At 68.0% G+C, this 12,439-nt stretch carries 11 protein-coding genes and 1 riboswitch; of the genes, 3 read left to right on the top strand and 8 right to left on the bottom strand.

Features of this window, described 5'->3' with window-relative positions:
* Positions 1-102: 102 nt before the first annotated feature.
* Both BHS09_RS33570 and BHS09_RS33565 read right to left on the bottom strand, forming a co-directional pair.
* The gene (locus BHS09_RS33570) at positions 103-2,241 is read right to left on the bottom strand and encodes a site-specific recombinase (protein WP_140800074.1); all 2,139 of its coding nucleotides are present in this window, start codon (positions 2,239-2,241) and stop codon (positions 103-105) included.
* A gap of 103 nt (positions 2,242-2,344) precedes the next feature.
* Positions 2,345-2,920 (bottom strand): Tgt2/MlaC family protein, encoded by a 576-nt coding sequence (locus tag BHS09_RS33565; protein ID WP_140795451.1) that lies wholly within the window; start codon positions 2,918-2,920, stop codon positions 2,345-2,347.
* A gap of 238 nt (positions 2,921-3,158) precedes the next feature.
* On the opposite strand from BHS09_RS33565, the gene metK reads away from it, so the two are divergent.
* Positions 3,159-4,349: a methionine adenosyltransferase gene (metK, locus tag BHS09_RS33560; RefSeq protein WP_140795450.1), complete on the top strand. Its 1,191-nt coding sequence runs from the start codon at positions 3,159-3,161 to the stop codon at positions 4,347-4,349.
* 208 nt (positions 4,350-4,557) lie between these two features.
* Here metK and ahcY read toward each other — a convergent pair whose 3' ends face one another.
* The gene (gene ahcY, locus BHS09_RS33555; RefSeq protein WP_140800073.1) at positions 4,558-5,988 is read right to left on the bottom strand and encodes an adenosylhomocysteinase; all 1,431 of its coding nucleotides are present in this window, start codon (positions 5,986-5,988) and stop codon (positions 4,558-4,560) included.
* Positions 5,989-6,079: 91 nt separating this feature from the next.
* A riboswitch (S-adenosyl-L-homocysteine riboswitch) is annotated at positions 6,080-6,153 on the bottom strand.
* Positions 6,154-6,251: 98 nt separating this feature from the next.
* Complete coding sequence (locus BHS09_RS33550; RefSeq protein WP_140800072.1) at positions 6,252-6,722, bottom strand: YchJ family protein; 471 nt, start codon at positions 6,720-6,722, stop codon at positions 6,252-6,254.
* Between the two features lie 114 nt (positions 6,723-6,836).
* Between BHS09_RS33550 and BHS09_RS33545 the strand changes: the two genes are divergently transcribed.
* Both BHS09_RS33545 and BHS09_RS33540 read left to right on the top strand, forming a co-directional pair.
* Complete coding sequence (locus tag BHS09_RS33545) at positions 6,837-7,730, top strand: undecaprenyl-diphosphate phosphatase (protein ID WP_140800071.1); 894 nt, start codon at positions 6,837-6,839, stop codon at positions 7,728-7,730.
* Between the two features lie 18 nt (positions 7,731-7,748).
* Positions 7,749-8,342, top strand: a complete 594-nt coding sequence (locus BHS09_RS33540) for a CoA pyrophosphatase (RefSeq protein WP_140795446.1) — start codon at positions 7,749-7,751, stop codon at positions 8,340-8,342.
* A 14-nt stretch (positions 8,343-8,356) separates the two neighbouring features.
* Here the strand turns inward: BHS09_RS33540 and BHS09_RS33535 are convergent, their stop codons facing one another.
* From BHS09_RS33535 to BHS09_RS33520, 4 genes are all read right to left on the bottom strand, one after another.
* Positions 8,357-8,812, bottom strand: coding sequence for a hypothetical protein (locus BHS09_RS33535; protein ID WP_237079986.1), 456 nt, complete (start codon positions 8,810-8,812; stop codon positions 8,357-8,359).
* Positions 8,813-8,913: 101 nt separating this feature from the next.
* Positions 8,914-10,275, bottom strand: a complete 1,362-nt coding sequence (gene sitA5 / locus BHS09_RS33530; RefSeq protein WP_174260608.1) for a SitA5 family polymorphic toxin — start codon at positions 10,273-10,275, stop codon at positions 8,914-8,916.
* Between the two features lie 120 nt (positions 10,276-10,395).
* Positions 10,396-10,830: a YciI family protein gene (locus tag BHS09_RS33525; protein ID WP_140795443.1), complete on the bottom strand. Its 435-nt coding sequence runs from the start codon at positions 10,828-10,830 to the stop codon at positions 10,396-10,398.
* A 193-nt stretch (positions 10,831-11,023) separates the two neighbouring features.
* Positions 11,024-12,439, bottom strand: coding sequence for an MBOAT family O-acyltransferase (locus BHS09_RS33520; RefSeq protein ID WP_140800068.1), 1,416 nt, complete (start codon positions 12,437-12,439; stop codon positions 11,024-11,026).

Genomic DNA, 12,439 nt, shown 5'->3' with positions numbered 1-12,439 from the left:
CCCTACCGGCAAACGCCCTGGCCCGAAAGGCAAAGCCCGGCCGGCAGGCCGCTGCCCTGCCACGGACGCCCGCGTCATGGCGGGGCGCCCCAGGGCCCACTTTCAGGGGGCGGGCGGCGCGGAGACCCGCAGCACGTTGTTTTCCGGTTCCTTGGGAGGCAAAAGGAACGAGCGCGGGTGCTTCACCAGGTGCGCGAGCACGGCGCGCAGGAAGGGCAGGGCTTCGCGGGTCGGGACGTCACGGGCGCGAACGGCCACCCCCAGCGCCAGCGAGAAGGACACCCAGAAGTTGATGAGGCCGGTGAGGGCCATGCCCGCCAGCGCCGCCAGGAACTCCGGCTGGAGCACCGCCCCGGGCCCCAACGCCGTGCCCGCCAGGGAGAGCGAGCCGAGCACGAAGGTGACGTGGCGCACGTCCAGCGTCAGGCCGAAGAAGCGGCCCACCACCGGCGCCAGGGCCAGCATGAAGCCCAGCGTCACGTTGGCCCCCAGGCCAGAGGCCGCGTGCTGAAAGCCCGCCGCCAGCCGGCGGGCGCGCGCCTCGCCCAGGAGCCGCCGCGGCAGGCGGTGGTGGGCCAGCGCCTCGGGGAGCCTGCGGTACACCACGAAGTTCTCCAACCACCCACCCGCCACGCTGCTCATCCACAGCAGGACGCCCGTCATGGCGGCGAAGAGCAGCGTGCCGCTCTTCCACGGGTGCAGCGAGGCCACCATGGCCTGGGCCTTGGCCTGGCTCATGAAGGCGTGGCCGGTGATGAACTGGTACCCCAGCGCGAACACGATGGCCACCGGGGCCACCACGCCCAGGTTGCCCGCGAAGGCCGCCAGTTGGGAGCGGGTGATGCGGGGGATGAGCTCCACCAGATTTGCCAGCCGCTCGCCCCGGGCGCCTTCCCCCACCGCGCCCGCCAGCGTGGCCGCCGTCACGGACGGCTGCTTGGTGGCCAGGGTGAAGCCCAGGGCCTGGATGAGGAGGAAGGACAGGGCGTAGTTGAGGCCCACGGCCATGAAGGAGAAGAAGGGCGCCAGCACCAGGCCCGACAGGAACACCTTGATGGCCACCGCCGCCGCCGTCACCAGGCCGCCGCCCGCCGCGGAGTGCACCATGGCGTGGAAGCCCTCGCGGGTGCTGGTGATGTAGTGCTCGCCGGAGTGGCCCGCGCGCTCGATGATTTTGCGCGCCAGCATCCGCATGTTGCGCTTCACCAGCTCCACCACGGAGCGGTCCGCGTGCGCGCGCCGCAGCAGGTCCGACACCAGCGTCATGGCCTCGCGCCAGCGCGCTTCGCCCCGAGGGGCCCCCAGCACGCGGGCAATGGCCTCCATGCGCTCCAGGCCCCGGCGGATGCGCTCCAGCCGGTACACCAGGTCCACGCTGACGCCCGCGTCCTCCAGGTGGCGTGACACGCTGCCCACCACCTGGCGGCAGTCGGCCACGCATTGCGACAAGTCCCGCAGCGTGTCCGCCGCCGCGTCGCGCGCCAGGACCGCGTCACAGACCAGCCGCATCCGCAGGAAGGGCGATGCGCGGAAGGACGTCTCCGGGCTGCGGTCGCGCACGTCCTCGGCCATGCCCAGGGCCGCCACCTGCACCGCCAGCAGCAGCAGCGCGTCCATCAAATCCGCGCGCACGCGGGCGCCGGGCATGGGCTCTGGCGACGCGGGTTCACCGACCAGCGCCGCGAGCTGCGCGAGCCGCGCGGGGGACAGCCGTGCCAGCCAGTCCGCGTCGTCCGGGTCCGGGCACAGGCGCAGCAGCAGCTCCGACAGCTTGCCGGGCTCCGGAGGGGCGGGCAGCAGCGAACGGGCGAGCCGGTCCGACGCCTCCGCGAAGAAGCCCTGTCCGGCGGGCAGACCCACCTGGGCGAAGAGCTTGAGGCCCCGGCTGCCCTCGAACACGGCGGCCACCAGCCGCGTGAGGGTGGCGCGCATGGCGGGCTCGCCTTCGAGCACGCGCACCATCAGGGCCAGCCGGCTGTCGGCGGCGGAGACCTCGGGTTCGGAGGCGTCCACCAGCGCGTGGGCGGGGATGCGCTCGCGCAGCCACTGCATCCAGCGCTCCACCCACTGGAGCCGGTCCTCCAGGCCGCCCTCGGGCACGTCGCACAGCAGCCGGTACAAATCCCGCACGGCGGAGTGGCCCGGCGCCCGGGGTGCGTACTGCATGCAGAACGCGTCCACCTCGCGGGCGGAGGGCTGCTGCCTGGGGGCGGGGGACTGCACGGGGGCGGGGTCGGTCATCGGCCAGGCATGGGGGAGGGGCGACTCTACGCGATGCGCGGACCCCACGAAAACAGTGGGGCGGCCGGGGAGCCTGGTGGCCCGGCCGCCGGGCGGGGGCGGGCTACTTCTTCTTCACCTTCGCCAGCTCCGTGCGCATGCGCTCCAGCAGGAGGTCCCAGCCGCCCTTCTCCATCAGCGGCTTCACCTGCGTGTCCCGGATGTCCTGGAGCATGGACGAGCCCAGCACCGTCACGTCCACGACCTTCCATGCGGCGGCCTCCTTCACCAGCCGGTACTTGAGCTTCATCTCCTGCGTCTTCAGCGGGTGCTTGATGAAGACGGTGGAGGCCACCGTGGCCTCGGCGCCCTGCACCTGCGAGGGCTCGTAGGTGATGGTGTCCAGGTTCTTGAAGTTCTCCCGCACGCGGGGGAAGGCGATGTTCGCGAAGAGGTCCTGGAACAGCGCGACGAACTCCTTGCGCTGCGCCTCGGTGCCCTTGTCCCAGTTATCGCCGAGCAGGAACTTGCCCTGCTCCGCGCTGCCGAAGTGCTTGAGGGCCAGGGCGTCGCGCTCGTAGCGCACGGACTGCACCACGGTCTTCACCGGCTTGGCGACGGGGTCTTCCTTCGCGGCGAGCGCGGGGAGGGCGAAGGCGAAGGTGGCCAGGAAGGCGAGGGTACGGAAGCGGGCGTTCATGTCGGGCTGTTCCTCCAGAGCGGATGCGCGGACGTCTGTTAGCCCAAGGGAACGTCCGGCGCCTCGCGAAATTCATGCTGGGGCGGGAGGCGGCCATCCGGCCGTAGCAGCCTGGTCGCTGTGCCCTGGCGGATTCCGAAAAGTTGAATGATGCAGCCCTCTTGCGCGTTTGACTCCTCTAGGACGCCACGTTTAGTGTCCGGCCTTCGCGCACTGTCAGCGCAGCCTCTGAGACGACATGCCTACCGACTTCCTGTTCACGTCTGAATCCGTCACTGAAGGCCACCCGGACAAGATCGCCGACCAGATCTCCGACGGTGTGCTGGATGCCATCATCGCCAAGGACCCTCAGGCGCGCGTCGCCGTGGAGACGCTCGTCAAGACGGGCCTCGCCATCGTCGCGGGTGAGGTGACGACGAACTGTTACGTGGACATCCCGAAGCTCGTCCGCAGCACCATCTGCCGCATCGGGTACACCGACAGCTCCATGGGCTACGACGGCAACACCTGCGGTGTCATGGTGGCCATCGAAGGCCAGAGCCAGGACATCGCCCGGGGTGTCGACAACAAGAAGGACCAGGGCGCCGGCGACCAGGGCATGATGTTCGGCTTCGCCTGCGACGAGACGCCGGAGCTGATGCCGGCCCCCATCCACTACGCGCACGCCATCACCCGCCGCCTGGCGGATGTGCGTCGCAAGCAGCACCCGTGGATCCGCCCGGACGGCAAGAGCCAGGTGACGGTGGAGTACCGCGACGGCCGGCCCGTCCGCATCGACGCGGTGGTGGTGTCCACGCAGCACTCCGAAGAGGTCTCCAACAAGAAGATCCAGGAGGCCATCCGCGAGGACGTCATCGCGAAGGCGCTGCCCAAGAAGCTCATCGACAACAAGACGAAGTTCTTCATCAACCCCACCGGCCGCTTCGTGGTGGGTGGCCCCATGGGTGACTCCGGCCTGACGGGCCGGAAGATCATCGTGGACACCTACGGCGGCATGGGCCGTCACGGTGGCGGCGCGTTCAGCGGCAAGGACCCGTCCAAGGTGGACCGCTCGGCCGCGTACATGGGCCGTCACATCGCCAAGACGGTGGTGGCCGCGGGCCTGGCCCGGCGCTGCGAGGTGCAGGTGTCCTACGCCATCGGCGTGGCCGAGCCCGTCAGCGTCATGGTGGAGACCTTCGGCACCGCCACGGTTCCGGAAGAGCGCATCGCCCTGGCCGTCCGCAAGACGTTCGGCCTGCGTCCGCGCGAAATCACCGAGTACCTGAACCTGCTGCGGCCCATCTACCAGAAGACCGCCGCCTACGGTCACTTCGGCCGTACGGAGAAGGAGTTCACCTGGGAGCGCGTCGAGGAGAAGAAGGACGCGCTGCGGGATGCTGCCAAGAGCGCCACGCCGTCAGGTGGCCGCCGCCTGAAGGCCGTCTGAGACAGGGCGCTTCGATTCGGCCCTCACGCTGCCCCACCGGCGCGTGAGGGCCCGCAAGCACACGGGCCGCTTCCCTGGGAGGGAGGCGGCCCGTTGTGTTTCAGCTGCGGAGGCGGCTCGCCTTCTCGCGAGAGCCCGTGATGCTCGAGGCTTCGGCGCGGCGAGGCCCTCGCCCCGGTGCGGGTGGGCGAGGGCGCCGGCGGACCGCTTAGTAGCGGTAGGTGTCCGGCTTGTACGGGCCGGAGGTCTTCACGCCGATGTAGTCGGCCTGCTCCTGGCTCAGCTCGGTGAGCTGCGCGTTGAGCTTCTTGAGCTGGAGGCGGGCGACCTTCTCGTCCAGGTGCTTGGGAAGCACGTACACCTTGCCGACCTCGTAGTTGGCGCTGTGCGAGTACAGCTCAATCTGCGCGATGGTCTGGTTCGCGAACGAGCTGGACATCACGTAGCTGGGGTGGCCGGTGCCGCAGCCCAGGTTCACCAGCCGGCCCTTGGCCAGCAGGATGATGCGCTTGTTGTCCGGGAAGATGACGTGGTCGACCTGCGGCTTGATCTCCTCCCACTGGTACTTCTCCAGGGAGGCGACCTCAATCTCGTTGTCGAAGTGGCCGATGTTGCAGACGATGGCCTGGTCCTTCATCTTCGCCATGTGGTCGTGCGTGATGACGCCCTTGTTACCGGTGGCCGTCACGAAGATGTCCGCCTTGTCCGCGGCGTACTCCATGGTGACGACGCGGTAGCCTTCCATGGCCGCCTGGAGCGCGCAGATGGGGTCGATTTCCGTCACCCACACCTGGGCGGACAGCGCGCGCAGCGCCTGCGCGGAGCCCTTGCCCACGTCGCCGTAGCCCGCGACGACGGCAATCTTGCCGGCGACCATCACGTCGGTGGCGCGCTTGATGCCGTCCACCAGCGACTCACGGCAGCCGTACAGGTTGTCGAACTTGCTCTTCGTCACGCTGTCGTTGACGTTGATGGCGCGGAACAGGAGCGTGCCCTTGGCGGACATCTCCTGGAGGCGGTGCACGCCCGTGGTCGTCTCCTCGGTGACGCCGAGAATCTTCGCGCTCTTGCGCGTGTACCAGGTCGCGTCCTCGGCCAGCTTCGCCTTGATGGCGGCGTACAGCTCGCGCTCCTCCTCGCTCTGGGGGTTGGCGAGGATGCTGGCGTCCTTCTCCGCGCGCTTGCCCAGGTGCATGAGCAGCGTGGCGTCACCACCGTCGTCCAGAATCATGTTCGGACCCTCGTGGTCGCTGCCCGCGGGGCCGAAGTCGAAGATGCGGTGGGTGAAGTCCCAGTACTCCTTGAGGGACTCGCCCTTGTGCGCGAACACCGGCGTGCCGGCCTGCACCAGCGCGGCGGCGGCGTGGTCCTGCGTGGAGAAGATGTTGCACGACGCCCAGCGGACCTCGGCGCCCAGCGCCTGGAGCGTCTCCACCAGCACGGCCGTCTGGATGGTCATGTGCAGCGAGCCCGTCACGCGCGCGCCCTTGAGCGGCTGCGTCTTGGCGTACTCCTCGCGGATGGCCATGAGCGCGGGCATTTCGCTCTCGGCGATGCGGATTTCCTTGCGGCCCCAGTCGGCGAGCGACAGGTCGGCGATGGCGTAATCCTGCTTCAGGGACTTGGTTGCAGCGGTCATGGCAATGGCTCCTGGTCCAGCGGGCGCGGCGTCCCGGGCTCGGGGAAGTTCGGTGTGGATGCTGCGACGACTCACCCTCGCAAGAGACGCGTACAGGTGAGCGCCGTTGGGTGATTCCGCTTCGAGCCTGGGGCCGTGTCCGGCCTCGCAGCGCTCCTCGAAGTCAGCGGGGAACCTACGAAAAGGGCCCCTTCATTTCAACGAGAGACTGCCGCCTCCGAGGGCAGGCGGACAGCCTGCTTCATCCACTTCCAGACGCCCACCTAGCGAGGGAACGTGGCGAGCGTGAGGGACTCTGGTGGGACGGACAGCTCCTTGGGGGCCAGCGCAGTGCCGGATAGATAGCGCCAGCCGGTGCCGTCATGGCGGAAGTCGGAGCGCTCCACGAAGGAGCGGTCCTTTCCCTTCTCGAACACCTTGGCGAAGAAGAGCACCTGCGCCAGCCCGTCCGCGTCCGGCGCCCGGCGGTCCATGACGACCAGCTTCGGGTACTGGTGCGCCTGGGCGAAGGCGCGCAGCTCGCGCAGCACCTCGTCCTGGGGCCGCGCGCGGTCTGGGTGGCTGGGGTGCAGCGTCTTCCACAGCCAGGCCACCTCGCGCAGGGCGAAGGCGCTGTAGCGGCTGCGCATGAGGCGCTCGGCGTCGGGCGGCTCGGCCTCGCCTCGGTGGAAGGGCGCGCAGCACTCGCGGTAGCGCAGGCCGGAGGAGCAGGGACAGAGGGGGGCAGGGGGCATGGTGCGGTCCGAGCCTACCCGTCCCGCGCGGGCCGTGGGTGTTCGTGCGTACAGAGGCGGCGGAACACCCTTGCTGGGCGGGGAGAGCAGGCATACATCCGGGGGCCGCACCCTATGAGCCTCCTCGAAGCCATCGTCCTGGGTCTGGTCCAGGGTCTCACGGAGTTCCTTCCCATCAGCTCCACGGCGCACCTGCGCATCGCGCCGGAGTTGTTCGGCTGGAAGGACCCGGGCGCGGCGTACTCGGCGGTCATCCAGTTGGGCACGGTGGCGGCCGTGCTCATCTACTTCCGCAAGGACATCGTCTCTCTGGTGGCGGCATTCTTCCGGGGGCTGGCGCGGCGCGAGCCCTTCGGCACGCTGGAGGCGCGGCTGGCGTGGTTCGTCCTGGTGGGCACGCTGCCTGTCGGCATCGCCGGGCTGACGTTGAAGAAGTTCATCGAGAACGAGTTCCGCTCGCTCTACGTGATTTCGGGAAGCCTCATCGTGCTGGCCCTCATCCTCCTCTTTGTGGAGAAGCGGGCCTCGCACCAGCGGACGCTGGCGGACATGCGGTGGAAGGATGGCATCCTCATCGGCATGTGGCAGGCGCTGGCACTGATTCCGGGCGCGTCCCGTTCCGGCACCACGCTGACGGGCGGCCTGTCGCTGGGACTCAAGCGCGAGGATGCGGCGCGCTACTCGTTCCTGCTGTCCATTCCGGCCACCACGCTGGCGGGCGTCTTCGAACTCAAGCACCTGCTGGAGGCGGAGACTCGGCCGTCGGCCATGGCGCTGTGGGTGGGGACGCTGGTGGCGTTCGCCTCGGGCATGGCGGCCATCGCGTGGCTGCTCAAGTTCCTGCGCACGCGGACGACGCTGGTGTTCGTGGTGTACCGCGTGGCGCTGGGCGTGCTGCTGCTGGTGCTGCTCCAGACGGGGAAGCTGAGCCCGATGTCGGGCGCGGAGAACGTGGAGGTTCCGGGGGAGCCGGGGACGCCGCCGGTGGAGAAGCAGATTACCGACTAGCGTGAGAGGACGTGGGCCGTGAGTGTGGAGTCGCTGTTCCAGGCACTGGAGTCACGGTTGTCCTCGCGGCCGGCGCGTGAGGTGCACCTGCCGGGGTGGGCCTTGCGGGAGGCCTCGGTGCTGGTGCCGGTGTTCGAGCGGGACGGCGTACCTCACGTGCTCTTCACGCGCAGGCCCGCGACGCTGCGGACGCACGCGGACCAGTACAGCTTCCCGGGCGGGGGTAGAGACCCGGAGGACGCCACGCCCCTGCACACGGCGCTGCGCGAGACGGAAGAGGAGCTGGGCATCGACCGGCGCGGCGTGCGGGTGCTGGGCATGCTGGATGAAGTGCCCACGATTTCGCAGTACCGGGTGCGGCCCTTCGTGGGGGTGATTCCCGGGGACGGAAAGTACCAGCCGAGCGCTGAGGAGGTGGCCTTCATCCTGGAGGTGCCGCTGTCCGGCCTGTTGGACCCGTCCATCCTCCGCGTGGAGCAGAAGGAAATCCTGGGGGCGGAGCGGGACCTGTACTTCTACACGTATGGGACGCACGTCATCTGGGGCGCGACGGCGCGCATCCTGCGCGACTTCCTGAACCACGTGACGCAGGTGCCCGGCGGGGTGGGGTAGCGGGCACCGCCGCGTCAGACCAGTCGGGTCCTGAACTGGAGCCAGGGGACGAGTTCGGGGTGCTTCTGCTCCACCTGTGTTTTGGGCAGGGCATGGGCCAGGATTTTGAGGGCGTGCTTGAGCCTGCGCATGGCGCGGAGCTTCTCGATGGGGACGGCGCGGAGGTCTTCAAGGGCCATCCATCGGGCGGCCTCTTCCAGAGGCATCGTCGTCAGGCGCTGGACCCACGCGACGATGGGGGCGGAGTCGAGGACGAAGTCGCCTTCGCGCTCGCCAAAATCGGCAATCATCCCTGATCGCAGGTTCATTTCCGAGAGCCTGATGGAGAATTCGGTCTCGTCAGAATGACGTTGCGCGAGGGCTCCGTAGACCAGCAGCGCGATGTGGGCCCATCCCAGGCTTCGTTCTTCACGGGCCTGCGCGGCGATGGTGAAGGCGAAGACATCCCAGTTGAAGTGCTCGCCATCCACAGGCTCCCCAATAACGAGTCCGTCTAGCCACGCCCTCAATCGCGGTAGCGGCCACCTCAAGACGGTTTCAACCAGGGATGGAGTCGTTTTCATGGCCTTGGTCAGGGCGGGAACGTGATGCCATGGCGAGCGAATGCTTGCCGTCCGAGCTCCAGTACCCTGTCGCTCACGGCCTTGGCGGCGCCGTTCATGTAATGCCCACTATGAGGCGTGATTCGAACACCGAAGTATCTGGTTCCATGGACGGCCAGTTCCGCTTCACCAGCAGCTAATACAGGGCGCCCGCCACTCGCGACCGAATGCGCAATTTCGAGTGTGTCCCATGTTTGAGGAACGATTCTCAGGTGGCCCTCTTCAGTAATGACCCACTTCACTCGTTCCTCGTTGGCATAGCGTGCAAACTGGGGTGAATCTACACTGACGGGTCGGACCCCAAGCTTCCGCGCGAGTTCCAGCTCTCTCGGAAGGCGCTCTGGAAGCTGGTTGCTGAGTACTTGCGCGGGCGCTGTGCCGTCAGTTCGGGGGGCATCTCCGCTTCCAGGACCGCGAGCCGTCATGGCGACCGCGTGAGGCGCAAGGCCCACGGTCATGACCCCTTCAGCCACGGAAATGGAGCGCACGCCTCCTGCCATCGCCGCAGACAGTCGGAACCCCGCCTGTGTCTCCGCGGCCAGGGCCGCGCTGGCGAAGCCAGGGAGCGTCGGCCCCTTGGAGGCCATGCTCGCGGCCCCACCACTCAGCGCCGCCGTCAGCGCGAGGATGAGCACGCGCGCTCCGTTCTCTCCCATGACTCGGCCGAAGCGGTGCCCTGCGTCCTCCAACTCCTTGAACGACACTGCTCGTTCAGAGTCCGCGGACAGCCGGTGCCAGCCCTCCACGAGGCTCATGAAGGCGTCGACACCGATGTAGGCGAGGACGAAAGTCGTCAGTGCGACAGCGACGACCTTGGTAATGGGCTCCGGGGCGACGACGAGGAACATGTACGCGGCCATCGCCGACGTCAGCATTGCCTTGAGCGCGAGCGGGTTGACGACCTCCTTCACCGCGTCCTGCACGCCCTCCCACACGCCATCCCAGGCGAAGGCGAGCGCCATCTGCCGGCGGGCGTTGGCATCCAGGAAGGAGAAGCCACCCTCCAGGAGCGTGAGGCACTCGCCAGGACTGTCCTGGCGGGAGCACCAGGCGCCGTAGTCGTGTCTGGCACCCCGGGGCTCCGAGTCCCACGAGGCGAGCCGGACGCGTGGACGCTCCGCCTCCTCGCGAAGAGAGAAGCGCATGTCCAGCACGAGCCGGGTCATCACCTTCTGGAACGCGGCTTCGTCCACCTCTACCGGCTTCGCGTTCTTCGGCGGGATGTAGACGATGGGGTCGCCCTGTCCCGTATCCAGGCGCACGACTCGCGGTGTCGCGCAGCCCACGAGAAGTATGCTCAAGAGCAGAGCCACTGCTCCACGCAACGTCATGTCATCCCCCTGGCGTGTGCTCCGAACCCGTGGGAGCACTCGTCAGGAATTAGCACCCGGCTCTGACGACCCGAGGAGGTCCGGAGGCACCGGACCTCACTCAGCTCACACCGCCGCGAGTTACGCCTTCTGCTTCTGCTCCAGCTCGGCGCGCAGCTTCTCTTCCTGCGCGCGCAGCTCCGGGGTGAACTCGGCGCCGAAGTCCTCGGCCTCGAAGACCGGGCGAATCTCGAGCTCCGACTCCTCTCCGGGCATAGGGGGCGGGCAGCGGCGCGCCCACTCCACGGCCTCGTCCATCGACTTCACCTGCCAGAGCCAATAGCCGGCGATGAGCTCCTTCGTCTCCGCGAACGGACCGTCGATGACGCTCTTCTTCCCGTCCGCGAACCGGATGCGCTTGCCCTTGTTGCTCGGGTGGAGCCCGTCACCGGCCAGGAGCACGCCCGCCTTCATCAGCTCCTCGTTGTACTTGCCCATCTCGGTCATCAGCTTCTCGTCGGGCATCACATTGGCTTCGGAGTCCTTCGTCGCCTTCACAATGACCATGACGCGCATCGGTTCTTCCTTTCGGTTCGGGAGGCGCTGCGTCCTCGTTCAAAATGGCGACGAATAAGCCCGGCGCGGATCGACACGCGGCTGAAAAAACCGTCACGACCCCTGCGAATGTCGTGAAGGCCCAATGTTTTCAGGGACTTGTCGCGCGACCCCCAAGCGCAGAGGCCAAGGGGCCGACGGTACGTCTACCCGCCTAGAACTGCAGGTACACGTACGGGCGCGTCTCCACCGCGGACAGGTGGCGGATGCCCAGGCCGAGCACCACCAGCACCGCGGCGCGCACCGGCACGGGCATGCGGACGAAGAGGTCCGACGACACCGTGTAGAGCTTCATCGGCACGGCATGGAAGAAGACCGCCGCGGCCAGCATGCCCCACACCAGCGGGCTCACGTTGGCGATGCCGGGCACGCCCGCCATCATCCGTTCGTAGAACTCACCCGCGTGCGCCATGTCCGCTGCCCGGAACACCACGCGCGTCAGCACGACGATGGTGAATGTCGTCAGCATGCCCATCGCCACGCGGGGGATGCCCGGGGACTCGGGCTTGCCAACCGACCACTCCCAGCAACGTGACACGCACAGCGCCACGCCGTGCACCGCGCCCCAGACGGCGAAGCGCCAGTCCGCGCCATGCCACAGGCCGCCCAGCACCATCACCGTCATCAGGTTGAGCAGCACGCGCGGCTTCGACACGCGGTTGCCGCCCAGCGGCCGGTACAGGTAGTCCCGCAACCACGTGGACAGGCTCAGGTGCCACCGGTTCCAGAACTCGCCGATGTTCTTCGCCAGGTACGGCCGGTTGAAGTTCTCCGGGAACTTGAAGCCAAACAGCGCCGCCACGCCAATCGCGATGTCCGAGTACCCCGAGAAGTCGTAGTAGAGCTCGAAGGTGTAGGCCACCGCCGCGACGATGCACTCCGCGGAGGCGTACTTCTCTGGCGCGGCGAAGACGGGGTCCACCAGTCCCGCGCCCAGCACGTCCGCGATGACCAGCTTCTTCACCAGGCCCACCGCGATGCGGAAGAGGGCGTGGCCACCAGCCTCGGGCGTGAGGCTCGGCGTCTGGCGGAAGTGCACCATCAGCTCCGACGCCCGCACGATGGGGCCACTCACCACGCGCGGGAAGAAGAGCAGGTACAGCAGGTGCTCGATGAACGAGTGCTCCGCGCTCGCCTTCTGCCGGTACACGTCCACCGTGTAGCTGATGGCCTGGAAGACGAAGAAGGACAGGCCCACCGGCATCAGCAGGTTGAAGGGCTCGGCGCGGACTTCGATGCCCCACGGCGCCAGCAGCGACAGCAGCGTCTGTCGCAGCATCTCCAGGTACTTGAAGCCCGCGAGCAGGCCCAGGTTGGAGACGACCGACACCGTGACGAGCGCCTTGCGGACCCCCTGCGACCGCGCGCGGCCCATGCCCTTCACGCACAGGTGGTCCACCGTGACGCCCACCAGGAAGATGAGGATGGGGAAGGGCGTGAAGGCCGCGTAGAAGAAGAGGCTGGCCACCAGCAGCACGCCGATGCGCGGCCAGTAGTGCCGGTGCACCGCCCAGTACAGGGCGAACACCGCGATGACGAAGACGAGGTACTGGACGCTGTGCGACAGCAC

This window comes from Myxococcus xanthus, from assembly GCF_006402735.1.
In the GTDB taxonomy this organism is placed as follows: domain Bacteria; phylum Myxococcota; class Myxococcia; order Myxococcales; family Myxococcaceae; genus Myxococcus; species Myxococcus xanthus_A.
This window is presented reverse-complemented; position numbering and strand designations above follow the sequence as displayed.

Coding starts and splice junctions, on each gene's coding strand:
- BHS09_RS33525 (WP_140795443.1), bottom strand. CDS start 10,830: ATGCGCGTCATGGTCATTGTGAAGGCGACGAAGGACTCCGAAGCCAAT.
- BHS09_RS33570 (WP_140800074.1), bottom strand. CDS start 2,241: ATGACCGACCCCGCCCCCGTGCAGTCCCCCGCCCCCAGGCAGCAGCCC.
- BHS09_RS33545 (WP_140800071.1), top strand. CDS start 6,837: ATGAGCCTCCTCGAAGCCATCGTCCTGGGTCTGGTCCAGGGTCTCACG.
- ahcY (WP_140800073.1), bottom strand. CDS start 5,988: ATGACCGCTGCAACCAAGTCCCTGAAGCAGGATTACGCCATCGCCGAC.
- metK (WP_140795450.1), top strand. CDS start 3,159: ATGCCTACCGACTTCCTGTTCACGTCTGAATCCGTCACTGAAGGCCAC.
- sitA5 (WP_174260608.1), bottom strand. CDS start 10,275: ATGACGTTGCGTGGAGCAGTGGCTCTGCTCTTGAGCATACTTCTCGTG.
- BHS09_RS33550 (WP_140800072.1), bottom strand. CDS start 6,722: ATGCCCCCTGCCCCCCTCTGTCCCTGCTCCTCCGGCCTGCGCTACCGC.
- BHS09_RS33565 (WP_140795451.1), bottom strand. CDS start 2,920: ATGAACGCCCGCTTCCGTACCCTCGCCTTCCTGGCCACCTTCGCCTTC.